This window comes from Micromonospora sp. NPDC049201 (assembly GCF_055586805.1).
In genome coordinates, this window is sequence record NZ_JBVJHM010000003.1 from 365,825 (window position 1) to 388,336 (window position 22,512).

Genomic DNA, 22,512 nt, shown 5'->3' on the forward strand with positions numbered 1-22,512 from the left:
GGAACCTTCCGTTACTTGATCGGCACGGTGGCGGTCACCGTGGCCTGGTCGATGTCGGACGTGCGGACGGTGATCCGGAGCTGCCAGTCGCCCCGGGACGGCAGGCTGACCTCGCCGGTGGCGTGGTTGTCGCTCAGTGGCAGCAGCGGCACCGTGATCGGCTCGATCCCGGCCGACGGCAGCGCCGCGGTGACCTTCCACTCCTGCACCGCCTGCGGCCGGTTGTCGGTCGTGTAGGCGTAGAGGTGCAGCGAGTTGTTGCCGGTCCCGGCCGGGTCCAGCTCCACCTGGAGGGAATACTTCGGGCTGCTCAGCGTGGTCGAGAAGTAGTCGACCGAGCCGCCGGTCACGCCGGTGCCCGCGGTCCGCGCCGGGGTGGTCTGCACGAGGGTGGCGGACAGGCCGAGCACCACCGCGGTGATCGCCAGCTCGGCCACCACGGCCCGCCGCATCGCGCCCGGCCGGCCGGCGGCGACGCGCCGCCGCACCAGCGCCCGGGAGTACGCGGCCACGCCGATCACCAGCGCGAACAGCGCGATCTTGGCGAGCAGCAGCCGGCCGTACGTGGTGTCGACGAGCGCCTTCGGGGTGGCCACCTCGATCAGCCCCTGCACGGTGCCGGCGAGCAGCAGCGCGGCCACCGCGAGCGCGGCCCAGCGGGACCAGATCGGCAGGATCGCGCCCAGTTCACGCTCGTCGGCGCGGCGCAGCAGGAAGACGGCCAGCATCACCAGGCCACCCAGCCACACCGCCATGCCGCCCAGGTGTACGGCGTCGACCACCACCGAGACCGCCGGCGCGGGCGAGGCGGCGGCGTGGCCGGCGAGCGGCCAGGTGAACAACGCCGCCCCGCCCAGGACCGCCAGGATGATCCCGTCGGTGCGACCGACCGGCCCGGCGAACAGCGGACGGAGCAGGAACGCCGCCGCCGCGAGCAGGCCCAGCCGGACCAGGTGGGTGGCGCCGTAGGTGCTGCCCAGCACGTCGCCCACGCCCGCCGAGGTGACGTCGAACAGCCCGCCGCCGTTGGTGTAGGGCACCTGGAGCCACAGCTCGGCCAGCGTGGCCACCGCCAGCACGCCGAGCCCGGCCCAGGCCAGCCGCGCCGGCCCCCGCCGGGACAGCCGGCGCGGCCAGAGCGCGGCCAGCACCAGCGCCGGGCCGACCAGCAGCAGCAGACCGACGTAGCCGGCGTACTTCGCCACCTTGACCGCGTTCTCGGTCACCGGGTTCGCCCGGTTGTCCGAGCCGGTGTCGGTCGGCGGCTCGGACGGGGCGCCGACCGAGTAGGTGAACGCGCCGGAGACCGGGTGGCTGTCCGCCGAGATGACCCGGTAGCTCACCAGGTAGGTGCCGCGCCCGCCGGACGGGTCCACCGGGATGCTGACCTCGGCGCCCCGGAACGTCGGCTCGCCCCGGTCGGCCCGCGAACCGTCCGGGGCGATCACCCGCACCTTCCCGGGGACCTTGCGGACCCCCTCACTGAACGTGATCACCACCTGGGCGGGCGCCTCGGGCACCACCGCGGAGGCGGCCGGACTGCTGCTCACCAGCACCGCGTGGGCGCTGGCCGGAGTGGCCGGGGCGAGGAGCAGGGCGAGCAGGAGGAGCAGCAGCCCGGCGGCGGCCCCGGAGCGGGCGGCGACGGCCCCGGGCGGGCGGCGTACGGCAGCATTCATGACCGCCATGGTTCCCGAACCGCGCGGCCTCCGGCGAGCCGACCTCCGTCGGGCACGGCGAGGTGCCCGGCCCGCGTGCTGGTCGGAGGTCATGCGGGGGTAGTCGGTGAGTGGGTGGAAAAAGTTCCCGGCGTGTGCCGGACCACGGAATGGGCCGAAGGACCCTGTCCGGCACAGGTACGCCGCGTAACCTCGTCTCACGTGATCCCCGCCCCGCGCGACACCGCCGCCGACCGCCTCCGGGCGGGGCCCGGGGCTGCGCGGGAGACGGTCACCGACTGGGCGCTGGCGGCCCGACACGGCGACCCGGACGCGCGGGCCGCGTTCGTCCGGGCCACCCAGGCCGAGGTCTGGCGCTTCACCGCCGCCCTGGTCGACCCGGACAGCGCGGACGACCTGACCCAGGAGACCTACCTGCGGGCGTTGCGCGCGCTGCCCGGCTTCGAGGGTCGGTCCACCGCCCGCACCTGGCTGCTCGGCATCGCCCGACGGGCCTGCGCCGACCACCTGCGTACCCTGGTGCGCCGCCGCCGGCTCGACGAGCGGCTCGCCGCCCAGGCGGCCACCGACCGGCCGTACCCGGACCCGGCCGGCCAGCTCGGCGCCACCGACCTGGTCCGCCGGCTGCCCGCCGAGCGACGCTCCGCGTTCGTGCTCACCCAACTGCTCGGCCTCTCCTACGTCGAGGCCGCCGACGTGGAGGGGGTGCCGGTGGGCACCATCCGTTCCCGGGTCGCCCGGGCCCGCGACGAACTGGTCGACGCCGTCGGCGACACGCGGGCCGGATAGCGGGAACCTTTCGTGGCCGCCGGACGACGAATGACTGTGCACCCCTCCCCTGCCGCCGCGCGCTGGCCGGCGCTGCGCCCCTGGCTGGGCGTCGCGGCCCGCCTCGGCCTGGCCGCCGTCTGGCTGGTCGCCGGCGGCGCCAAGGTCGGTGACCTGGCCGCCTCCGGCCGGGCCGTGAACGCCTACCAGGTGATGCCGTACGACGTGGCCACCGTGATCGGGGCGGCGCTGCCGTTCGTGGAGCTGGCCCTGGGCCTGCTGCTGCTCGCCGGGCTGGCCACCCGGGTGAGCGCCGGCGTCTCCGCGGCGCTGCTGGTGGTCTTCGTCGCCGGCATCGCGTCGGCCTGGGTCCGCGGCCTGGCCATCGACTGCGGGTGCTTCGGCAGCGGCGGCCAACTCGGCGCCGGGGAGACGCCGAGCTACCTCCCGGAGATCCTCCGGGACCTCGGGTTCCTGGCACTGGCCGGGTTCCTGCTGATCTGGCCCCGCACCCCGTTCTCGGTGGACGGGTGGCTCGCGGGCGACACCGTGGAGGACGACGATGAGTAGCCGCAAGGGCCGCAAGGACGCCTCGCGCGTGGTACGCGAGCAGATCGCCCGGGAGAAGCGCCGCAAGCGCACGCTCTTCACCACCATCGCCGCGGTGCTGGTGCTGGTCATCGCCGGCGGCATCGGCTGGGCCGTCTACTCCTCGCAGAAGTCCGACGACTTCACCGCCCCGCCCGGCGCGAACGACGCCGGCACCGGCATCGTCTACGGTTCCGGCCCGGTCACCATCGACCTCTACGAGGACTACCTCTGCCCGGTCTGCAAACAGTTCCAGCAGGTCAACGGCGAGACGGTGAACCAGCTCGTCAGCGCGGGCAAGGCCAAGGTGGTCTTCCACCCGGTCGCGTTCCTGAACCGTTTCTCCACCACCGAGTACTCCACCCGCTCCTCGGCCGCCTCCGGTTGCGCCGCGAAGGGCGGCAAGTTCCGCGAGTTCACCGACCAGCTCTTCGCGAAGCAGCCGGCCGAGGGCAGCGCCGGGCTCAGCAACGACGAGTTGATCGACATCGGCGTGGGCCTCGGGCTGAACCGGGACGACTTCGGCTCATGCGTGAACGACGGCACGTACACGGCGTGGACCGGGCACGTCACCGACGAGGCCAGCCGGTCCGGCGTCACCGGCACCCCCACCATCAAGGTCAACGGCACCGACCTGGCGGACAAGAGCCCGGACGGCATCAAGGCGGCCGTGGCGGCGGCCGGCAAGTGATCCCCGCACCGCTGCGCCGGGCCGGGTTGCTGGCCGCCGCCGCGACCACCGCCCTGCTCGCGTTCGCCTCGCCGGCCGCCGCGCACGGCGCGGACGCGCCGGACGGCACCGACTACCGGGCCACCGTCACCGGCGTCGGCCCGGAGCGGACCGGGCTGACCGCCCGGATGGTGGAGGCCGGCGCGCGGCTGGAGCTGACCAACCGCGGCGGCGCCGACGTCACCGTGCTCGGCTACTCCGGCGAGCCGTACCTGCGGATCGGCCCCGGCGGGGTCTTCGAGAACAGCCGCTCGCCGGCCACCTGGCTGAACCGCACCATCGCCGGGGAGACACGACTCCCCGCCGAGGCCGACCCGGCCGCCGCGCCGGCCTGGCGACGGATCGCCGACGGGCCGACCTACCGCTGGCACGACCAGCGCACGCTCTGGCGCTCCGACGGCCCGCCCGCCGCCGCCGCCGACCCGGGCCGCGTCCAGCGGGTCCGCGACTGGGTGGTGCCGCTGCGCGCCGGCGACACCCCGACCGAGGTACGCGGCACGCTGGACTGGGTGCCGCCGCCCGACCCGTACCCGTGGTGGGTGGCCGCCACGCTCGGTTTCCTGACGCTCGGCGCGGCCGGGCTGGTGCCCGGCGGCACGGCTGCCGGCGTCCGCGCGCTGCGCGCGGTGGTCGGACTGCTCGCCGTGGGTGGCGCGGCCACCGTGGCGCTCACCGTCGGCCGGGCGCTCGACACCGGCGCGCCCGGGGCGGGCGGTCTGCTCGCCGAACTGGTCACCGGCCAGGTGTGGACGCTGCTCACCGGCCTCGGCGCGCTGGCCGCCGGCGGGTACGCGCTGGCCCGCCGGCCGGCCGCCGACTTCACGCTGGCACTCGCCGGCGCCTGCCTCACGCTGTTCGCCGGCGTGTCCAACCTCGCCGTGCTGGCCCGCTCGGTCCCCCCGGCCGCCGGCCCACCCACGCTCATCCGGGTCCTGGTCACCGTGGCGCTGGCCACCGGCGCCGGCGCGGTCGCCGCCGGCCTGCTCCGCCTCCGCACCACCGCCCGCGCCACCCCCCGCCCCACCCCGCCCCACGCAACCCTGATCCCCTAACCCACCCCACCCCACCCCGGCCCGGCCCGGCGATCTTGCAGTTGCGGCCCGGTTGGTGCGGCTTCTGCCCTTTTTGCCGGGGCAGAAAGTGCAAGATCGCCGAGGTTCGGGGGCGAGGGGTGGGGGCGAGGGGTGGGGGGCGGGTTAGGGGTGGGGGAGGGGTGGGGTGAAGCCGTAGGGGAGTTCCAGGCGGTGCTGCGCGAGCAGGGTGGTGTCGGCCAGGAGGTCTTTGGTGGGGGCGTCGGCCACGATCCGGCCGCCGTCCAGGATCACCGCGCGGGGGCACAGCTCGGCCGCGTACGGCAGGTCGTGCGTGACCATCAGGAGCGTCACCGGCAGGGCGCGCAGGATCTCCGCCAGCTCCCGGCGGGCCGCCGGGTCGAGGTTCGACGACGGTTCGTCCAGCACCAGGATCTCCGGCCGCATCGCGAGCACGGTGGCCACCGCCACCCGCCGGCGCTGGCCGAACGACAGGTGGTGCGGCGCGCGGTCCCGGTGCTCGGCCATGCCCACCGCCGCCAGGGACTCGTCGACCCGTTCCGCCAGCTCGGCCCCGCGCAACCCCAGGTTGGCCGGACCGAACGCGACGTCCTCCGCCACCGTGGGCAGGAAGAGCTGGTCGTCCGGGTCCTGGAAGACGATGCCGACCCGGCGGCGCACCTCGGCCAGCGTGCCCCGGTAGCGGGAGACGGTCAGGCCGCCCACCTCGACCGTGCCCTCCGTCGGGGTGAGGATGCCGTTGAGGTGCAGCACCAGCGTGGTCTTGCCGGCGCCGTTCGGCCCCAGCAGCGCCACCCGGTCGCCGCGCGGCACGGTCAGGTCCACCCCGTGCAGGGCGACGTGACCGTCCGGGTACGCGTACCGGACGCCACGGACGTCCAGGGAGGGCGGCGGCTGCACGTACCCGATCATTGCAGGACGAGCGCGGCGGCGGCGATGGAGGCCGCGATCACCGGGACCGTCGCGGCGACCGCCCACTGCCCGGCGGTGGCCGCGCCGGTCCCCTGCCACACCGCCGGCATCCGGCCGGTGTAGCCGCGCGAGACCATCGCCAGGTAGACCCGCTCGCCGCGCTCGAACGCGCGCAGGAACAGCGCGCCGACACCGGCCGCGAAGCCGCGCAACTGCCAGAGGAAGCGCGGGTCGTCGCCCCGGGACACCCGGGCCAGCCGCATCCGCCGGGCCTCGCCGACCAGCACCTCCAGGTAGCGCAGCATGAACGTGGCGATCTGGGTGAGGATCTGCGGGCAGCGCAGCCGGTCCAGGCCGAGGATCAGGTCCCGGGTCGTGGTGGTCGCGGCCAGCAGGAGCGACGCGAGTACGCCAAGCGTGCCCTTGGCCAGGATGTTGAACGCGCCGTGCAGCCCGTCGACGGAGAGGCTCAGCCCGGCCACCCCGACCCGCTCACCGGTGCCGAGGAACGGCAGCGCGAACGCGAACAGCACGAACGGCAGCTCGATCAGCGCCCGGCCGAGCAGCCAGCGCGGGCCGACCCGGGCCAGCGCCGCCACGGCGACGACCAGCAGCGCGTACCCGCCGAACGCCCAGTACGCCTCCCGGGGCGTGGCCACCACCGCCACGGTGAAGAGCACCATGGCGGTGATCTTCACCTCCGGCGGGAGGCGGTGCACCGGCGAGCCGGACTCGCGGTAGAGCACGTGCCCGTGCCCGGCGCCCATTCGTCGCTCCCCCGGGCTCAGCGGGTGCCGGCGGGCTGCGTGGTGGTCCCACTGTCGCCGGTGGCCGGGCCGCTCGTCGGGCCGGTTGCCGGGCCGCTCGTCGGGCCGCGGCGGCGGGCCAGCCAGAACAGGCCGCCGCCGAGCGCGAACGTGAGCAGCACGCCGAGCACGCCGGACAGGCCGGTGGAGAGGAAGTCGTTGCCGATCCCCCGGACGCCGTAGTCGGCCAGCGGGCTGTCCGCCAACTCGTGGTCCTTCGCCTGCTGGGCCGGGCAGCTACCGCCGGTGATCTCGTCGTCGGCGTTCACCGTGCAGCCCTTGAGCAGCGAGGAGTCCAGCCCGTCCGGGTGGGACGAGGCGTAGTTGCTGACCACGCCGGCCAGCAGCAGGGCGACCAGCAGGCCACCGAGGAGGAACGGCCAGGAACGCTTGCTCATCGGGCACCTCCGGCGACCGGGACGGCGGGGGCCGGTACGGCCGGCTTCTTCAGGGCGCGCAACGCGTACACCAGATCGGGGCGGACCTTGGCGACGGTGACCACCGTGGTCGCGGTGATCAGACCCTCGCCGATGCCGATCAGCAGGTGGGCGACGGCCATCGTGCCGGCCAGCCCGCCGAGGTTGCCGCCGAGGTCGGTGGTGCCGCCCAGCCAGTACTGGAGCACGAAGCCCTGGGACGCGACCACGACGCTGACCAGCGCGGACACGAACGCGGTGATCGCCAGCCCGGCCGGGGTGCGCGGCAGCACCCGCAGCAGCAGCGCGATCAGCAGGTACGCGGCGGCGGTGCCCAGGATCGCCATGTTGGTGATGTTGAGGCCGAGCATGGCCACCCCGCCGTCCCCGAACACCAGGGCCTGCACGACCAGCACCACGGCGACGCAGAGCGCGCCCACCCACGGGCCGACCAGCAGCGCGGCGAGCGCGCCACCGAGCAGGTGACCGCTCACCCCGGCGGTGAAGATCGGGAAGTTGAGCATCTGCACGGCGAAGATGAACGCGGCCACCAGGCCGGCCATCGGCGCCAGCCGGTCGTCGAGGTCGGCCCGGCCGCGCAGCACGCAGAACGTGAGCGCGGCGAGCGCGAAGGCCGCGAAGATCGCGGCGACGGGACCGTCGATGATCCCGTTGGAGATGTGCATCGCCAGGGTTTCCACGGGCAGAGCCTATTTCCCGGGAGACGTTGTTGCCAATCCCTTGCAACAAGCCATGGTGATGATCACCGGCCGGCCGCGCGTCGCCGCCCGCCTCCGGCCCGCGCGCGGCGGTATCGTTCCCGCCATGACCGACCGCCTCAACCCCGGCGACCCCGCCCCCGACTTCGCGCTCCCCACCGACGACGGCGGGACGCTCTCCCTGGCCGACCTGCGTGGTCGCAAGGTCATCCTGTACGCGTACCCGGCTGCCATGACGCCCGGCTGCACGAAGCAGGCGTGCGACTTCCGCGACTCGCTCGCCTCGTTGCAGTCCGCCGGCTACCAGGTGGTCGGCATCTCCCCGGACAAGCCGGCGAAGCTGGCGAAGTTCCGCGAGCGGGACTCGATCACGTTCCCGCTGGTCGCCGACGAGGACAAGGCGGTGCTGACCGCGTACGGAGCCTACGGCGAGAAGCAGTCGTACGGGCGCACCGTCACCGGCGTGATCCGCTCCACGTTCGTCATCGACGCCGACGGCAAGATCGAGCGGGCGCTCTACAACGTCAAGGCCACCGGGCACGTCGCCAAGCTGCGCCGCGACCTCGGTCTCGACTGACGCTGTCGGAGGCCGCCGCTACCGTCTGCGGGTGGTCCGCTACCGGTACTCCCCCGAGCTGCTGGCCGCGACCGCCGCGCGGGCGCACAGCGTCACCGAGGTCATGCGGCTGCTCGGGGTGCGGATCAGCGGCGGGTCGCACGCGCACATCAGCCGGCAGCTCAAGCGCTTCGGCATCGACACCTCACACTTCACCGGGCAGGCCCACAACAAGGGACAGCCGAGCCCGCGCCGGACGACGTCGTCACAACTGCTCCTCCGACTTCCGGCCGGCTCACGGCGTACTCCCGGCACCCGGCTGAAGTGGGCGCTGGGCGACATCGGTGTGCCGCAGGAATGTGAGCAGTGCCGCTGCGGGCCGGTCTGGTTCGGCCGCCCACTGACCCTGCACGTCGACCACATCAACGGTGACTTCCTCGACAACCGGCCGCCCAACCTGCGGATCCTCTGCCCGAACTGTCACAGCCAGACCGACACCTTCGCGGGCCGCAACAAGGCCGGCGACGCCCGTCGTTCCGGCACGGGCCGGGCTGCACACCACTCCGGCCCCACGCCTTAGACTCAGCAGGTCGGCGGGAGTGGCGGAACGGCAGACGCGCAGGCCTTAGGAGCCTGTGTCCGAGAGGACGTGGGGGTTCGAAACCCCCCTCCCGCACCATCAGCGATGTCGACCGTGTCACCAACACGCGCCGTCATTGGGGCGGCCACCGCAGGATGGCGGCGTGGACCTGCGTTTCGTGCTCGACCCCGACCTGACCCCCGAGCTGCGCGAACGGCTCGTCGCCCTCTGGGTGGAGGCGACCAATGCCGGCGGCGCGGTCGGCTTCGTCGCCCCGGTGAGCGCCGCCGAGGTGCGCCCGGTCGCCGAGTCGACGCTCGCCGACGTCGCCGACGGACCGGACCGGCTGCTCGCCGGCTACCAGGGTGACCGGCTGGTCGCCGTCCTGGTCATCAGCGACAACCGTTTCCACCTCAAGACGCACTGGCGGGTGCTCAAGCGCGTCATGGTGCACCCCGACACCCAGGGACGCGGGTACGGCGCGGCGCTGATGCGCGAGGCCGAGCGGGTGGCCCGCTCGCTGGGCGTGACGGCGCTGCACGTGACGGTCCGCGACGGCCTCGGCCTGGACCGCTTCTACCGCCGCCTCGGCTACCGCGAGGTCGGCCGTCTCCCCGCCGCCCTACGCCTCTCCCCCACCGACTCCCGCGACGAGATCCTCATGTGGCAAGACCCCCCCCTCCCCTGACCCCTCACCCGCCCCGAAAAGGGGCGCTGATTCACGGAAAGCGTGGTCATTCCGGCCGGGATGGCCACGCTTTCCGTAAATCAGGCGGCACGGGGTGGGTGAGGGGGTGGGGGTGGGGGGTCAGGCGCAGGTGGGGGCGGCGGCCTCGCGGAGGGGCGTCAGCGGGGACGGGGAGGCCCGGAGCGGGGTGGCCGAGGGTGGCGTGGACGGGGGTGGGGAGGCGGGACGGCTGGGGGTCGGGGTCGGGCGGGGAGACGACGGCGAGCGGGACGGCTTCGCGGTACGGGCGGTGGTCGCGGTGCCGCCCCCGTACATCCGGGTGGTGCTGCGCTGCACCTGGCCGGGGAGCATCCGGATGCCGGTGGCGGTGGCCCGGTGGCCGGACACGTCGGTGACCCGGATCGCGTACGGGCCGGGGCCGGCGCCGGACGGGATCAGCCAGTAGTTGTAGTCCTCGCGCGCCGCCGCGCGCCACGAGCCGTTCTGCCGGACCTCCACCGAGCGCAGCGGGTTGCCGTGGTCGCCGACCAGGACGGCGAACCACCACTGTGACGCGCCCTCCTTGAGGCGGAACGTGAGCGGGCCGGGCAGCGGCGGGTCGACCACGGCCCGGTAGCGGACCTGCACCACGCCCTGCACCGGGTCGGCGATCCGGGCGAACGCCTCGGCGGAGAGGTCCAGGTGGCCGGGGGCGCACTCCGGGCACTGGTCCATGACGAGCACCCGGACGGTGCCACGCGGGCCGGTGACGTCGAGGAAGCCGCCGCAGGACGCGCCGGCCGCGTACTCGCTCGGGCCGAGCGCGACGTAGAGCCGGTTGGCGGGCGCGGCGGGCCGGGAGCAGTTGCCGCCGGCGCCCTTCGAGTCGTAGAACGTGGCTTTGCCGGTGTGCGTGACGCCACCAGCCGGCGGGGCGGCCAACGGAAGGGACGCGCGAGCGGGGACGGCGGCCAACGGAAGGGCCACGCGGGGTGGGGCGGCGCAGGCGGGGGCCGCGCCGCCGCGTACCGCGAGGGTCACCGCGACCACGGCGGCGAGGGTGGCCAGGCCGGCGGCGGCGAGCCGGCGGCGGGCCCGGGACGGGGTACGGCGACGGCCGGTCCGGATGGGCGGGAGTCCGTCGCCGGTGGACGTGGAGGGGTGGGGCGCGCTGCCGTCGGTCACGCCGGTCGATGCTGCCGGACCGGGTGGTCGCCGGACAAGCGGGCTAAGCGAAAGCTAAGGCCGGTGCGCGCGGGCGACCGAGGCGAGACCGGCCAGCTCGTCGGCGAGCTCCGGGCGCTGCCGCAGCGCGTCCTCCAGGCGGACCCGCCAGAGGCCGGTCTCGACCGGGAGGCGGGCGTCGCCGGCCCAGCGGACCCGGTCGCGGCTCTCCGTGAGGGCATCCCCGGCGGCGGGCCCGAACAGGCCGCCGAACTCCTGGTGGAGCCAGCCGAACAGGGCGTCGTCCCGGAGCGCGTCGCCGATCACCCGGGCCGTGTCCCACGCCACCCGCGGCTGGTGGATCACCTGCATGTCGACTCCTCGGTCCGATCCGGTCGTTTCGGCCATCATCGATCCCGCACGGTTCGGCCGCAAGGCCCGCGCCGGGCGGGCGGGCCGACCGACGGGCGACGTCGTCCGTCCGGACGAGTCATCCTGGCGGAGGTGTTCCCGGCCGGTCGTCGAGATCGGTCGCGACGTTGTTCCAGGGTGACGACCTGGCCGTGATCGGGGCGCACGTCACCGCCGCCAACCTGCCCGGTGGCCGGCCAGCGCCTCGGCCAGGTCCGTGTGCCAGTCGCCGGGCGGCGGCAGTTTCGCGGCGGCCCACCGGTCGTGGCCCAGCACGCTGTAGCGGGGGCGGGGCGCCGGGCGCGGAACGCGGTCGCCGGTGGTCGGGCGGACCCGCGCCGGGTCCAGGCCGGACAGTGCGAACACCGCGCGGGCGAGGCCGTACCAGGTCGTCTCGCCGGACGCGGTGCCGTGGTAGACGCCCGGCGCGGCGTCGCCGGCCAGCGCCGCGTCGGCGAGCGCGACGAGCCGCTCGGCGAGCCGGTACGACCAGGTCGGTTGCCCGTGCTGGTCGGCCACCACGTCGAGCCGGTCGCGGTCGGCGGCCAGCCGCAGCACGGTGGTGACGAAGTTGCGCCCGTGGGCGCCGTAGAGCCAGGCGGTCCGCACCACGTACCCGCGCTCGGGCAGCAGCCGGGCCACCGCCCGTTCCCCGGCGAGCTTGCTCCGCCCGTACGCGTTGACCGGGCCGGTCGGCGCGTCCTCCGGGTACGGCCGGGTGGCGTCGCCGCCGAACACGTAGTCGGTGGAGACGTGCACCAGTCGGGCGCCGGTGGCGGCGCAGGCCCGGGCCAGGTGCGCGACCGCGTCGCCGTTGACGGCGGTGGCGTCCCGTTCCCGGGTCTGGGCGCCGTCCACATCGGTCCACGCGGCGGCGTTGAGCACCACGTCGTGCCCGGCGACCGCGTCCCGTACCGCGTCCGGGTCGGTGACGTCGAGGTCGGCGCGGGTGGCGGCGGTGACGGACCGGTCGGGGCGGGCGCGCAGTACGGTCACCAGGTCGCGGCCGAGCATGCCACCGGCGCCGGTGACCAGCAGCCGGGTCACCGGTGCGCCGCCTTCAGCGGCTCCCACCAGGCCCGGTTCTCCCGGTACCAGCGCACGGTGTCGGCCAGGCCCCGGTCGAGGTCGATGCGCGGGGCGTACCCCAGCTCGTTCTGGATCTTGGTGATGTCGAGCGAGTAGCGGCGGTCGTGGCCCTTGCGGTCGGGGACCGGCACCACCCGGTCCCAGCCGGCGTCGCAGGCCGCCAGCAGCCGGCCGGTCAACTCGCGGTTGGTCAGCTCGGTGCCGCCGCCGATGTGGTAGACCTCGCCGGCGCGGCCCTTCTCCTGCACCAGCGCGATGCCCCGGCAGTGGTCGTGCACGTGCAGCCAGTCCCGGACGTTGCCGCCGTCGCCGTAGAGCGGCACGGTGCCGCCGTCGAGCAGGTTGGTGACGAAGAGCGGGACGACCTTCTCCGGGAACTGGTACGGCCCGTAGTTGTTGGCGCAGCGGGTCACCACCACGTCGAGGCCGTGGGTGCGGTGGTAGGCCAACGCCAGCAGGTCGGCGCCGGCCTTCGAGGCCGAGTACGGGGAGTTCGGCGCCAACGGCCACGCCTCGGTCCAGGAGCCGACGTCGATCGAGCCGTACACCTCGTCGGTGGAGACGTGCACGAAGCGGCGGGTGCCGTGGCGCAGCGCGGCGTCGAGCAGCGTCTGGGTGCCGAGCACGTTCGTGGTGACGAACGGGGCCGCGCCGGTGATGGACCGGTCCACGTGCGACTCGGCGGCGAAGTGGACGATCACGTCGTGGCCTCCGACCACGTCGTCGACGAGGGCCGCGTCGCAGATGTCGCCGGGCACGAGGCGCAGGCGGGGATCGTCGCGTACCGGGTCGAGGTTGGCCGGGTTACCGGAGTAGGTGAGCTTGTCCAGCACGGTCACCGCGGCGGGCACCGGGTCCGGCGTCCACGCCCCGTCGCCGCCGGGCCGCCCGAGCAGCATCCGCGCGTACTCCGAGCCGATGAAGCCGGCGCCACCGGTGACGAGGATCCTCACGGATCGTAGAGTTTACGCGACGGTACGCTCCGCGGGTGCGCGGAATCCTTCTCGCCGGTGGCAGCGGATCCCGGCTCTGGCCGATCACGCGGGCCGTTTCCAAGCAGCTCATGCCGGTCTTCGACAAGCCGATGGTCTACTACCCGCTGTCCACGCTGGTGATGGCCGGGGTGCGGGAGATCCTGGTGATCACGACGCCGGAGGACCGCCCGCAGTTCGAGCGGCTGCTCGGCGACGGCGGCCAGTGGGGGCTGCGGCTGACGTACGCCGAGCAGGCCCGGCCGGAGGGCATCGCGCAGGCGTTCCTGATCGGCGCGGACTTCATCGGTGACGACTCGGTCGCGCTGGTCCTGGGCGACAACATCTTCCACGGCGTCGGTCTCGGCCGGCAGCTCGCGCAGCACGGCGACCCGGCCGGCGGGCGGGTCTTCGCGTATCCGGTCGCCAACCCGCAGGCGTACGGCGTGGTCGAGTTCGACGCGGCCGGCCGGGTGCTGTCGATCGAGGAGAAGCCGGCCCGGCCCCGCTCCCGGTACGTGGTGCCCGGCCTCTACTTCTACGACAACCGGGTGGTCGACATCGCCCGCAAGCTGACGCCCAGCGCCCGGGGCGAGTTGGAGATCACGGCGGTGAACGAGACCTACCGCGGGTGGGGCGAGCTGTCCGTGACGGTGCTCGACCGGGGCACCGCCTGGCTGGACACCGGCACGTTCACCTCGCTGATGCAGGCCGCCGAGTTCGTCCGGGTGATCGAGGAGCGCCAGGGCATGAAGATCGGCTGTGTCGAGGAGGTGGTCTGGCGGTCCGGGCTGATCGACGACGAGCGGCTGCGGGCGCTGGCCCACCCGCTGACCCGCAGCGGTTACGGCGACTACCTGCTGGGCCTGCTGGCCGAGCGGCCGGGCACCGTCCGGAGCGGCTCGTGAGGATCCGGCCGCTGGGCATCGAGGGGGCCTGGGAGGTCACGCCGCAGCAGCACGGCGACCCGCGCGGGCGTTTCCTGGAGTGGTACCGCCACGACCGGCTCGCCGAGGCGGTGGGGCATCCGTTGCGGCTGGCCCAGGCCAACCTCTCGGTCTCCGCGCGGGACGTGGTGCGCGGCATCCACTTCGCCGACGTCCCGCCCGGCCAGGCGAAGTACCTGACCTGTGTCCGGGGGGCGGTGCTGGACGTGGTGGTGGACGTCCGGGTCGGCTCGCCGACCTTCGGCCGGTGGGAGGCGGTACGCCTGGACGACGCCGACCGGCGGGCCGTCTACCTCGCCGAGGGGCTCGGGCACGGCGTCTGCGCGCTGACCGACGACGCCACGATCAGCTATCTCTGCTCCGCCACGTACCGGCCGGCGGCCGAGCACACCGTGCACCCGCTCGACCCGGCCCTCGCCATCGACTGGCCGACCGCGACGCCGCTGCTGTCCGCGCGGGACGCGGCCGCGCCGAGCCTGGCCGAGGCGCGGGCGGCGGGCCGGCTGCCCGACTACGACGCCTGCCGGTCCTTCACCGCCGGGCTGGGCGCGCACCCGTCGGCCTGAGCGGGACCGCCGCCACCCCGCTTGCCTGCTGAAAGTTTTCATGCATAGAGTCAGCGGGTGAATGAAAGCGCTGCGTCCAGCGCCGACCGCCTGCTCGACCTCTTCCACGGCGTGCGGCTCACCCCGACCCAGCGCCGCATCGCGCACTGCCTGGTACGCCACGCCGGCGCGGCGGCGTACCTGTCCGCGGCCGAGGTGGCCGAGCTGGCCGGGGTCAGCCAGCCGTCGGTGACCCGGTTCGCCATGACGCTCGGGCACGACGGCTACCCCGCGCTGCGCCGCCGGCTGCGGGAACTGGCCGCCACCGGGACGACCGAGCCGGCCGCGGCCGGGAACCCGCTGCAACGGGCGGTGCACGCCGAGCGGGACAACCTCGACCGGCTCGCCGGGCAGCTCGCCGACGGCGACCGGATCGCCGAGGTGGGCAAGCTGCTGGCGGCCACCCGACCACTGCCGGTGCTCGGGTTGCGCGCCGCCGCGCCGCTGGCCGCGTACTTCGCGTACTTCGCCGCGAAGGTGCACCCGGACGTGCGGGTCCTCGACGACGGCGGCAGCCTGCTCGCCGACCGTCTCGACCAGGCCGTCGCCGCCGGCGCCACCGCGCTGCTCGCGTTCGTGCTGCCCCGCTACCCCCGGGAGACGCTGGACGCGCTGCGCGAGGCCCGCGACGCCGGGCTGACGGTGGTGGCCATCACCGACTCCCCGGTCAGCCCGGCCACCGACCACGCCGAGGTGGTGCTGCCCGCCGCGGTCGGCACCGACCTCGTCTTCGACCTGCACACCGCCCCGATGACGCTGGCCATGGTGGTGTTGCAGGCGATCTGCGACGCCGCCCCGGCCGAGACCCAGGCCCGGCTCGAGGCGTTCGAGTCGTCCGCCGCCCGCCGCCAGTTGTTCCTCGGCTGAGAGGAGTACGAGATGCACCAGCCCGTCCGCGCCGCCCGCGGCACCGTACGCACCGCGAAGGGGTGGCCGCAGGAGGCCGCGCTGCGGATGCTGATGAACAACCTCGACCCGGAGGTGGCCGAGCGCCCCGACGACCTGGTGGTCTACGGCGGCACCGGAAAGGCGGCCCGGGACTGGCCGTCCTACCACGCGTTGGTGCGGACGCTCACCGAGCTGCGTGACGACGAGACCATGCTGGTGCAGTCCGGCCGGCCGGTCGGCGTGCTGCGCACCCACGAGTGGGCGCCGCGCGTGCTGCTGGCCAACTCCAACCTGGTCGGCGACTGGGCCACCTGGCCGGAGTTCCGCCGCCTCGAATCGCTCGGCCTGACCATGTACGGGCAGATGACCGCCGGGTCGTGGATCTACATCGGCACCCAGGGCATCCTCCAGGGCACCTACGAGACGTTCGCCGCGGTCGCCGCCAAGCGCTTCGGCGGGAGCCTGGCCGGCACGCTGACGTTGACCGCCGGCTGCGGCGGGATGGGCGGCGCGCAGCCGCTCGCGGTCACCATGAACGGCGGCGTCTGCCTGATCGTGGACGTGGACCGGACCCGGTTGGAGCGCCGGGCGCACGACCGCTACCTGGACGAGATCGCCGACTCGCTCGACGACGCGGTGGCGCGGGCGCTGGCCGCGAAGCGGGACCGGCGGGCGCTCAGCGTCGGCGTGGTCGGCAACGCGGCCACCGTCTTCCCCGAGCTGCTGGCGCGCGGCGTCGAGATCGACATCGTGACCGACCAGACAAGCGCGCACGACCCGCTGTCGTACCTGCCGGAGGGGGTGGACCCGGGCGACGCGCGGGACTACGCGGCGGCCAAGCCGGCCGAGTTCACCGACCGGGCGCGGGCGTCGATGGCGAAGCACGTCGAGGCGATGGTGGGCTTCCTCGACGCCGGCGCGGAGGTGTTCGACTACGGCAACTCGATCCGGGGCGAGGCGAAGCTCGGCGGGTACGAGCGGGCGTTCGACTTCCCCGGCTTCGTGCCGGCGTACATCCGGCCGCTGTTCTGCGAGGGCAAGGGCCCGTTCCGCTGGGCGGCGCTCTCCGGCGACCCGCGCGACATCGCCGCCACCGACCGGGCCATCCTCGACCTGTTCCCGGAGAACGAGTCGCTCGCCCGGTGGATGCGGATGGCCGGCGAGCGGGTCGCGTTCCAGGGCCTGCCGGCCCGGATCTGCTGGCTCGGCTACGGCGAGCGGGACCGCGCCGGGGTGCGGTTCAACGAGATGGTGGCCTCCGGTGAGCTGAGCGCGCCGGTGGTGATCGGCCGGGACCACCTGGACTGCGGCAGCGTGGCCAGCCCCTACCGGGAGACCGAGGCGATGGCCGACGGCTCCGACGCGATCGCCGACTGGCCGCTGCTCAACGCGCTCGTCAACACCGCCAGCGGCGCGTCCTGGGTGTCCATCCACCACGGCGGCGGGGTCGGCATCGGCCGGTCCATCCACGCCGGCCAGGTCTGCGTCGCCGACGGCACCGCGCTCGCCGGGCAGAAGATCGAGCGGGTGCTCACCAACGACCCGGCGATGGGCGTCATCCGGCACGTCGACGCCGGCTACGACGACGCCCGCGCGGTCGCGGAGCGCACCGCCGTCCGCGTCCCCATGGCCGAGGCGTAAGGAGGGGCCCCTTGTTAACGCATTCGGTAGAGGACGGGCCCCTTGTTAACAGGTTCCGCGTGCTGTGGGACGAGATCGCGCCGGTCGGGCGGGACGCCGGCAGCGGCGGCTACCTGCGGTACGCGCTGACCGAGCCGGAGCGCAGGCTGCGCGGCTGGTTCCGGGAGCAGGCCGACCGGCGGGGAATGCCGGTCAGCGAGGACGGCAACGGCAACCTGTTCGCCTGGTGGGGCGAGCCGGCGACCGGCGGCGCGGTGCTCACCGGCAGCCACTTCGACTCGGTGCCGCACGGCGGCGGGTACGACGGGCCGCTCGGCATCGTCAGCGCGTTCCTCGCCGTGGACGAGCTGCGGGCCGCCGGGGCCACCCCGAGTCGGCCCGTCGTGGTGGCCGCGTTCGTGGAGGAGGAGGGCGCCCGGTTCGGCGTACCCTGCCTGGGGTCACGGCTGCTCACCGGCGAGATCGACGTCGACCGCGCGGCCGGGCTGCGCGACCAGGCCGGGGTGAGCTTCGCCGACGCGCTGGGCGGGCGGCCGGCGGGCGCCGACCCGGCGCTGCTCGGCCGCTTCGCGGCCTTCGTGGAGCTGCACGTCGAGCAGGGCCGCGCGCTCGTCGACACGGACGCGCCGGTCGCGGTGGCGTCCGCCATCTGGCCGCACGGCCGGTGGCGGTTCGACTTCACCGGCGAGGGCAACCACGCCGGTACGACCCGGATGGCCGACCGGCGCGACCCGATGCTCACCTACGCGTTCACCGTGCTCGCGGCGAACAAGGAGGCCCGGCTGCGCGACGCGCACGCCACCGTGGGCCGGGTGTCGGTCGAGCCGAACGCCACCAACGCGATCCCGTCCCGGGTGACCGGCTGGCTGGACGCCCGGGCGGCCGAGGCGGCGACGCTGGACGGCCTGGTCGAGGCGGTACGCGCCAAGGCCACCGAGCGGGCCGGCCGGGACGGCACGGCGCTGACCTGCACGCGGGAGTCGGCAACGCCGCTCGTCGCGTTCGACGGCGGGCTGGCGGAGCGGCTGGTCGCGCTGCTCGACGCGCCGACGCTGCCGACCGGCGCCGGGCACGACGCCGGGGTGCTGGCCGCGCACCTGCCGACCGCGATGCTGTTCGTGCGGAACCCGACCGGGGTGTCGCACTCCCCGGCCGAGTCCGCCACCGACGCCGACTGCGCGGCCGGGGTGACCGCCCTGGCCCGGGTGCTGGAGGAACTGGCATGCCGCTGACCCGCTGGCTGGCCGAGTACGCCTGGCTGCCCGACCACGCCGAACCCACGCCGGACGTGCTGATCGAGGCGACGGACGGGCGGCTCACCGCGGTCACGCCGCTGACCGGTGGCGGTCCGCCGGCCGCCGGCGTGACGGTGGACGCCGTCCGACTGCCCGGCCTGACGCTGCCCGGCCTGGCCAACGCCCACTCGCACGCGTTCCACCGGGCGTTGCGCGGGCGTACCCACGCCGGCCGGGGCGACTTCTGGTCCTGGCGGAACCCGATGTACGCGGTCGCCGCCCGCCTCGACCCCGACTCCTACCTGGCGCTGGCCCGGGCCGCGTACGCGGAGATGGCGCTCGCCGGGATCACCTGCGTCGGCGAGTTCCACTACCTGCACCACGGCCCGGACGGCACCCGGTACGACGACCCGAACACGATGTCCGCCGCGCTGGTGGAGGCCGCCGCGCACGCCGGGATCCGGCTCACGCTACTGGACGCCGCGTACCTGACGGCGGGCGTCGACGGCGCGGAGCTGGTCGGACCGCAGCGCCGGTTCGGCGACGGCGACGCGCTGCGCTGGGCGGAACGGGTCGACGCGTTCCGCCCGACCGACGGGCACGTGCGGCGCGGCGCGGCGATCCACTCGGTGCGCGCGGTGCCGGCCGGGCAGCTCGCCACTGTGGCCGGCTGGGCGGACCGGCACGGGCTGCCGCTGCACGCGCACGTCTCCGAGCAGCCGGCCGAGAACGACGCCTGCCGGGCCGTGCACGGCTGCACGCCGACCCGGCTGCTGGCCGACCACGGGGTGCTCGGCCGGCACACCACCGCCGTGCACGCCACCCACCCGACCGGCGCCGACGTGACGCTGCTCGGCGACAGCCGTACCGGAGTCTGCCTCTGCCCCACCACGGAACGGGACCTGGCCGACGGGATCGGCCCGGCCCGGCGGATCGTCGAGGCGGGCAGCCCGCTCAGCCTGGGCAGCGACAGCCACGCCGTGGTCGACCTGTTCGAGGAGGCCCGCGCGGTGGAGCTGGACGAACGGCTGCGCACCCGCAGGCGCGGGCACTTCACCGCCGCCGAACTGTTCGCCGCCGCCACCGTGACCGGCCACGCCGCGCTCGGCTGGGGCGATGCCGGCCGGCTCGCCGTCGGCGACCGGGCCGACCTGGTGACGGTACGGCTGGACAGCGCCCGCACCGCCGGGGTGCCGCCGGTCGGTGTGTTCTTCGCGGCCACCGCCGCCGACGTCACGCAGGTGGTGGTGGACGGCCGGACCGTGGTGGCCGACGGCCGGCACCTGACCGTGGACGTCCCCACCGAGTTGCGGGACTCGATCGCGGCGGTCACGTCATGACCGGCAGCCTGCTCGTGGACAACATCGGTGAGCTGGTCACCAACGACGGCCGGGGCGGTGACCCGCTGGGCGTCCGCCGCGACGCCGCGCTGCTGGTCGAGGACGGGCGGGTGGCCTGGGTCGGTCCGGCCCGCTACGCGCCCGCCGCCGGCCGGCGCGTCGACGCCGCCGGCGCGGCGGTGCTGCCCGGCTTCGTGGACAGCCACGCCCACCTGGTCTTCGCCGGTGACCGGGCCGCCGAGTTCGCCGCCCGGATGGCCGGCGAGCCGTACACCGGCGGCGGCATCCGGACCACCGTCGGCGCGACGCGCGCCGCCTCCGACGACGACCTGCGCGCCACCGTGGGCCGGCTGCGCGCGGAGATGCGGCGGCAGGGCACCACCACCGTCGAGATCAAGAGCGGGTACGGCCTGAGCGTCGCCGACGAGGCCCGCTCGCTGCGGATCGCCGCCGAGTTCACCGAGGACACCACGTTCCTCGGCGCGCACGTGGTGCCCGCCGAGTACGCCGACCGGCCCGACGACTACGTGGGGCTGGTGTGCGGGCCGATGCTGGCCGCCGCCGCGCCGTACGCCCGCTGGATCGACGTGTTCTGCGAGCGGGGCGCGTTCGACGCCGACCACGCCCGGGCGATCCTCACCTGCGGGCAGGCGGTCGGGATGGGCGTCCGGCTACACGCCAACCAGCTCGGCCCCGGGCCGGGCGTCCGGCTCGGCGTGGAACTGGGCGCGGCCAGCGTCGACCACTGCACGCACCTGACCGACGCCGACGTGGACGCGCTCGCCGGCTCGGAGACGGTCGCCACGCTGCTGCCCGGCGCCGAGTTCTCCACCCGGTCGCCCTACCCGGACGCCCGCCGGCTGCTCGACGCCGGTGTCACCGTGGCGCTGGCCACCGACTGCAACCCCGGCTCGTCGTACACCTCGTCGATGCCGTTCTGCGTCGCGCTCGCCGTACGCGAGATGGGAATGACCCCGGCGGAGGCGGTGTGGGCGGCGACCGCCGGCGGGGCGGCGGCGCTGCGCCGCACCGACGTCGGGCGGCTGACCGTCGGAGCCCGGGCCGACCTGGTCGTCCTCGACGCGCCGACCCACCTGCACCTGGCCTACCGGCCGGGGGTGCCACTGATCCGTCAGGTTCTGCACAACGGAGTGCCACGATGACCACCGTCACCATCCTGTCCACCGGGGTCACCCCCACCGACGTGCTCGCGGTCGCCCGCGGCACCGCCAAGGTCGTGCTCGACCCCGCCGCCGTCGAGGCGATGGCGGCCAGCCGGTCCATCGTGGACGGCATCGAGGCCGCCGGCCGCCCGGTGTACGGCGTCTCGACCGGGTTCGGGGCGCTGGCCAACACGTTCGTCGCCCCCGAGCGACGGGCCGAGTTGCAGGCCGCGCTGATCCGCTCGCACGCGGCCGGGGTGGGCGCGCCGATGCCCCGCGAGGTGGTGCGGGCCATGATGCTGCTGCGGGTACGCTCGCTCGCGCTCGGCCGCTCCGGCGTCCGCCCGCTCGTCGCCGAGGCGCTCGTGGACCTGCTCAACCACGAGATCACCCCGTGGGTGCCGGAACACGGCTCGCTGGGCGCGTCAGGTGACCTGGCGCCGCTGGCGCACTGCGCGCTGGTGCTGCTCGGCGAGGGCTGGGTGCTCGGCCCGGCCGGCGACCGGATCCCCGCCACGGACGCGCTGCGCCGGGTCGGGCTGGCCCCGATCGAGCTGGCCGCCAAGGAGGGGCTGGCGCTGATCAACGGCACCGACGGCATGCTCGGCATGCTGCTGCTGGCCGTCTCCGACGCCCGGCACCTGTTCGCCATGGCCGACGTGACCGCCGCGCTGGCCATCGAGGCGATGCTCGGCTCGGAGCGGCCGTTCCTGCCCGAGCTGCACGCCATCCGCCCGCACCCCGGCCAGGCCGCCTCGGCCGCGAACATCCACCGGTTGCTCCAGGGCTCGGCGGTGATGGACTCGCACCGCGACGACCTGGCCCACGCGGTGCAGGACGCGTACTCGATGCGCTGCGCGCCGCAGGTGGCCGGCGCGGCCCGGGACACGCTGGACTTCGTCGAGGTGGTCGCCGGCCGGGAGCTGACCTCCGTGGTGGACAACCCGGTGGTGCTGCCGGACGGGCGGGTCGAGTCGACGGGCAACTTCCACGGCGCGCCGCTCGGCTTCGCCGCCGACTACCTGGCCATCGCCGCCGCCGAGGTGGGCGCGATCGCCGAGCGGCGGGTGGACCGGCTGCTCGACGTGGCCCGTAACCGGGACCTGCCGGCGTTCCTCTCCCCCGACGCCGGGGTGAACTCCGGGCTGATGATCGCGCAGTACACCGCCGCCGGCATCGTCGCGGAGAACCGCCGGTTGGCGGCCCCCGCCTCGGTCGACTCGCTGCCCACCAGCGGCATGCAGGAGGACCACGTCTCGATGGGCTGGGCGGCCACCAAGAAGCTGCGCACCGTGCTGGACAACCTGACCAGCCTGCTCGCGGTGGAGCTGCTGGCGGCGGTACGCGGGCTCCAGCTCCGCGCGCCGCTGGAGCCGTCCCCGGCCGGCCGGGCCGCGTTGGACGCGCTCGGCGACACGATCGGCGACCCCGGTCCGGACGTCTTCCTCGCCCCGCTGATCGAGGCGGCCCGATCCGTAGTCGCCGGCCCCGACCTACGCGCCGCCATCGAGCGCGCCACCGGCCCCCTCGCCTGACGCCCGCCCCTGCTTTCGCACGGATTCACGGAAAGCGTGGCCATTCGACG

General features: G+C 74.8%; 24 protein-coding genes and 1 tRNA gene. 16 read left to right on the forward strand and 9 right to left on the reverse strand.

Translation table 11 applies throughout. The annotated features are described in order from the left end of the window. Positions 1 to 11: 11 nt before the first annotated feature. On the reverse strand, positions 12 to 1,679 hold the full coding sequence (locus tag ACZ6O5_RS08795) for a copper resistance CopC/CopD family protein (RefSeq protein WP_465975563.1): 1,668 nt from the start codon (positions 1,677 to 1,679) through the stop codon (positions 12 to 14). Between the two features lie 201 nt (positions 1,680 to 1,880). Between ACZ6O5_RS08795 and ACZ6O5_RS08800 the strand changes: the two genes are divergently transcribed. Genes ACZ6O5_RS08800 through ACZ6O5_RS08815 form a run of 4 tightly spaced genes read left to right on the forward strand, consistent with a single transcriptional unit; the run spans position 1,881 to position 4,817 of the window. Further along, positions 1,881 to 2,468, forward strand: coding sequence for a sigma-70 family RNA polymerase sigma factor (locus ACZ6O5_RS08800; protein ID WP_465975566.1), 588 nt, complete (start codon positions 1,881 to 1,883; stop codon positions 2,466 to 2,468). A gap of 30 nt (positions 2,469 to 2,498) precedes the next feature. After that, the gene (locus ACZ6O5_RS08805) at positions 2,499 to 3,017 is read left to right on the forward strand and encodes a MauE/DoxX family redox-associated membrane protein (protein WP_465975568.1); all 519 of its coding nucleotides are present in this window, start codon (positions 2,499 to 2,501) and stop codon (positions 3,015 to 3,017) included. After that, positions 3,010 to 3,726, forward strand: a complete 717-nt coding sequence (locus ACZ6O5_RS08810) for a DsbA family protein (RefSeq protein ID WP_465975570.1) — start codon at positions 3,010 to 3,012, stop codon at positions 3,724 to 3,726. The genes ACZ6O5_RS08805 and ACZ6O5_RS08810 overlap by 8 nt, the downstream gene beginning before the upstream one ends. Continuing rightward, positions 3,723 to 4,817: a hypothetical protein gene (locus tag ACZ6O5_RS08815; protein ID WP_465975572.1), complete on the forward strand. Its 1,095-nt coding sequence runs from the start codon at positions 3,723 to 3,725 to the stop codon at positions 4,815 to 4,817. Before ACZ6O5_RS08810 ends, ACZ6O5_RS08815 begins: the two co-directional genes overlap by 4 nt. Positions 4,818 to 4,961: 144 nt before the next feature. Here ACZ6O5_RS08815 and ACZ6O5_RS08820 read toward each other — a convergent pair whose 3' ends face one another. The 4 genes from ACZ6O5_RS08820 to ACZ6O5_RS08835 are packed head-to-tail and all read right to left on the reverse strand — an operon-like array spanning position 4,962 to position 7,652. Then, on the reverse strand, positions 4,962 to 5,729 hold the full coding sequence (locus tag ACZ6O5_RS08820) for an energy-coupling factor ABC transporter ATP-binding protein (RefSeq protein WP_465975574.1): 768 nt from the start codon (positions 5,727 to 5,729) through the stop codon (positions 4,962 to 4,964). Then, on the reverse strand, positions 5,726 to 6,496 hold the full coding sequence (cbiQ, locus tag ACZ6O5_RS08825; protein WP_465975576.1) for a cobalt ECF transporter T component CbiQ: 771 nt from the start codon (positions 6,494 to 6,496) through the stop codon (positions 5,726 to 5,728). Before cbiQ ends, ACZ6O5_RS08820 begins: the two co-directional genes overlap by 4 nt. 17 nt (positions 6,497 to 6,513) lie before the next feature. After that, on the reverse strand, positions 6,514 to 6,933 hold the full coding sequence (locus ACZ6O5_RS08830) for a PDGLE domain-containing protein (RefSeq protein ID WP_465975578.1): 420 nt from the start codon (positions 6,931 to 6,933) through the stop codon (positions 6,514 to 6,516). Beyond that, entirely contained in the window at positions 6,930 to 7,652 is a 723-nt protein-coding gene (locus ACZ6O5_RS08835) for an energy-coupling factor ABC transporter permease (protein ID WP_465975580.1), read from the reverse strand. Before ACZ6O5_RS08835 ends, ACZ6O5_RS08830 begins: the two co-directional genes overlap by 4 nt. Positions 7,653 to 7,776: 124 nt before the next feature. On the opposite strand from ACZ6O5_RS08835, the gene bcp reads away from it, so the two are divergent. The 4 genes from bcp to ACZ6O5_RS08855 all read left to right on the forward strand — a co-directional run bounded on the left by bcp (position 7,777) and on the right by ACZ6O5_RS08855 (position 9,494). After that, positions 7,777 to 8,247 (forward strand): thioredoxin-dependent thiol peroxidase, encoded by a 471-nt coding sequence (gene bcp / locus ACZ6O5_RS08840; RefSeq protein WP_465975582.1) that lies wholly within the window; start codon positions 7,777 to 7,779, stop codon positions 8,245 to 8,247. Positions 8,248 to 8,278: 31 nt separating this feature from the next. Beyond that, positions 8,279 to 8,806 (forward strand): hypothetical protein, encoded by a 528-nt coding sequence (locus ACZ6O5_RS08845; RefSeq protein WP_465975584.1) that lies wholly within the window; start codon positions 8,279 to 8,281, stop codon positions 8,804 to 8,806. 13 nt (positions 8,807 to 8,819) lie between these two features. Continuing rightward, a tRNA-Leu gene (locus ACZ6O5_RS08850) sits at positions 8,820 to 8,905 on the forward strand. A gap of 64 nt (positions 8,906 to 8,969) precedes the next feature. Then, a complete protein-coding gene (locus ACZ6O5_RS08855; RefSeq protein ID WP_465975586.1) occupies positions 8,970 to 9,494 on the forward strand; it encodes a GNAT family N-acetyltransferase in 525 nt (174 codons plus the stop codon). Between the two features lie 120 nt (positions 9,495 to 9,614). On the opposite strand, the gene ACZ6O5_RS08860 is transcribed toward ACZ6O5_RS08855, so the two are convergent. The 4 genes from ACZ6O5_RS08860 to rfbB form a co-directional block, all read right to left on the reverse strand. After that, positions 9,615 to 10,658: an expansin EXLX1 family cellulose-binding protein gene (locus ACZ6O5_RS08860; RefSeq protein WP_465975588.1), complete on the reverse strand. Its 1,044-nt coding sequence runs from the start codon at positions 10,656 to 10,658 to the stop codon at positions 9,615 to 9,617. A gap of 54 nt (positions 10,659 to 10,712) precedes the next feature. Next, positions 10,713 to 11,009: a hypothetical protein gene (locus ACZ6O5_RS08865; protein WP_465975590.1), complete on the reverse strand. Its 297-nt coding sequence runs from the start codon at positions 11,007 to 11,009 to the stop codon at positions 10,713 to 10,715. A gap of 207 nt (positions 11,010 to 11,216) precedes the next feature. Then, a complete protein-coding gene (gene rfbD, locus ACZ6O5_RS08870) occupies positions 11,217 to 12,095 on the reverse strand; it encodes a dTDP-4-dehydrorhamnose reductase (protein WP_465975592.1) in 879 nt (292 codons plus the stop codon). Then, positions 12,092 to 13,090: a dTDP-glucose 4,6-dehydratase gene (rfbB, locus tag ACZ6O5_RS08875; RefSeq protein ID WP_465975594.1), complete on the reverse strand. Its 999-nt coding sequence runs from the start codon at positions 13,088 to 13,090 to the stop codon at positions 12,092 to 12,094. The genes rfbD and rfbB overlap by 4 nt, the downstream gene beginning before the upstream one ends. 35 nt (positions 13,091 to 13,125) lie before the next feature. Here rfbB and rfbA point away from each other — a divergent pair, with 35 nt between their 5' ends. The 8 genes from rfbA to hutH are packed head-to-tail and all read left to right on the forward strand — an operon-like array spanning position 13,126 to position 22,462. Next, positions 13,126 to 14,016: a glucose-1-phosphate thymidylyltransferase RfbA gene (gene rfbA, locus ACZ6O5_RS08880; RefSeq protein ID WP_465975596.1), complete on the forward strand. Its 891-nt coding sequence runs from the start codon at positions 13,126 to 13,128 to the stop codon at positions 14,014 to 14,016. Beyond that, complete coding sequence (locus ACZ6O5_RS08885; RefSeq protein WP_465975598.1) at positions 14,013 to 14,621, forward strand: dTDP-4-dehydrorhamnose 3,5-epimerase family protein; 609 nt, start codon at positions 14,013 to 14,015, stop codon at positions 14,619 to 14,621. The genes rfbA and ACZ6O5_RS08885 overlap by 4 nt, the downstream gene beginning before the upstream one ends. Positions 14,622 to 14,678: 57 nt before the next feature. Beyond that, positions 14,679 to 15,527 (forward strand): MurR/RpiR family transcriptional regulator, encoded by an 849-nt coding sequence (locus ACZ6O5_RS08890; protein WP_465975600.1) that lies wholly within the window; start codon positions 14,679 to 14,681, stop codon positions 15,525 to 15,527. A gap of 12 nt (positions 15,528 to 15,539) precedes the next feature. Then, positions 15,540 to 17,189 (forward strand): urocanate hydratase, encoded by a 1,650-nt coding sequence (gene hutU, locus ACZ6O5_RS08895; protein ID WP_465975602.1) that lies wholly within the window; start codon positions 15,540 to 15,542, stop codon positions 17,187 to 17,189. An 11-nt stretch (positions 17,190 to 17,200) separates the two neighbouring features. Then, positions 17,201 to 18,421, forward strand: a complete 1,221-nt coding sequence (locus ACZ6O5_RS08900; RefSeq protein ID WP_465975604.1) for an allantoate amidohydrolase — start codon at positions 17,201 to 17,203, stop codon at positions 18,419 to 18,421. Next, the gene (locus ACZ6O5_RS08905) at positions 18,418 to 19,764 is read left to right on the forward strand and encodes a formimidoylglutamate deiminase (protein WP_465975909.1); all 1,347 of its coding nucleotides are present in this window, start codon (positions 18,418 to 18,420) and stop codon (positions 19,762 to 19,764) included. Before ACZ6O5_RS08900 ends, ACZ6O5_RS08905 begins: the two co-directional genes overlap by 4 nt. Then, positions 19,761 to 20,927, forward strand: a complete 1,167-nt coding sequence (hutI, locus tag ACZ6O5_RS08910; protein ID WP_465975606.1) for an imidazolonepropionase — start codon at positions 19,761 to 19,763, stop codon at positions 20,925 to 20,927. Before ACZ6O5_RS08905 ends, hutI begins: the two co-directional genes overlap by 4 nt. Then, a complete protein-coding gene (gene hutH / locus ACZ6O5_RS08915; RefSeq protein ID WP_465975608.1) occupies positions 20,924 to 22,462 on the forward strand; it encodes a histidine ammonia-lyase in 1,539 nt (512 codons plus the stop codon). Before hutI ends, hutH begins: the two co-directional genes overlap by 4 nt. The last annotated feature ends 50 nt before the right edge of the window (positions 22,463 to 22,512 follow it).

Excerpts from the sequence above, each read along its gene's own strand:
- ACZ6O5_RS08795 (WP_465975563.1), bottom strand. The coding sequence starts at position 1,679 with ATGAATGCTGCCGTACGCCGCCCGCCCGGGGCCGTCGCCGCCCGCTCC.
- ACZ6O5_RS08805 (WP_465975568.1), top strand. The coding sequence starts at position 2,499 with ATGACTGTGCACCCCTCCCCTGCCGCCGCGCGCTGGCCGGCGCTGCGC.
- ACZ6O5_RS08810 (WP_465975570.1), top strand. The coding sequence starts at position 3,010 with ATGAGTAGCCGCAAGGGCCGCAAGGACGCCTCGCGCGTGGTACGCGAG.
- ACZ6O5_RS08820 (WP_465975574.1), bottom strand. The coding sequence starts at position 5,729 with ATGATCGGGTACGTGCAGCCGCCGCCCTCCCTGGACGTCCGTGGCGTC.
- cbiQ (WP_465975576.1), bottom strand. The coding sequence starts at position 6,496 with ATGGGCGCCGGGCACGGGCACGTGCTCTACCGCGAGTCCGGCTCGCCG.
- ACZ6O5_RS08830 (WP_465975578.1), bottom strand. The coding sequence starts at position 6,933 with ATGAGCAAGCGTTCCTGGCCGTTCCTCCTCGGTGGCCTGCTGGTCGCC.
- bcp (WP_465975582.1), top strand. The coding sequence starts at position 7,777 with ATGACCGACCGCCTCAACCCCGGCGACCCCGCCCCCGACTTCGCGCTC.
- ACZ6O5_RS08865 (WP_465975590.1), bottom strand. The coding sequence starts at position 11,009 with ATGCAGGTGATCCACCAGCCGCGGGTGGCGTGGGACACGGCCCGGGTG.
- hutU (WP_465975602.1), top strand. The coding sequence starts at position 15,540 with ATGCACCAGCCCGTCCGCGCCGCCCGCGGCACCGTACGCACCGCGAAG.
- hutI (WP_465975606.1), top strand. The coding sequence starts at position 19,761 with ATGACCGGCAGCCTGCTCGTGGACAACATCGGTGAGCTGGTCACCAAC.
- hutH (WP_465975608.1), top strand. The coding sequence starts at position 20,924 with ATGACCACCGTCACCATCCTGTCCACCGGGGTCACCCCCACCGACGTG.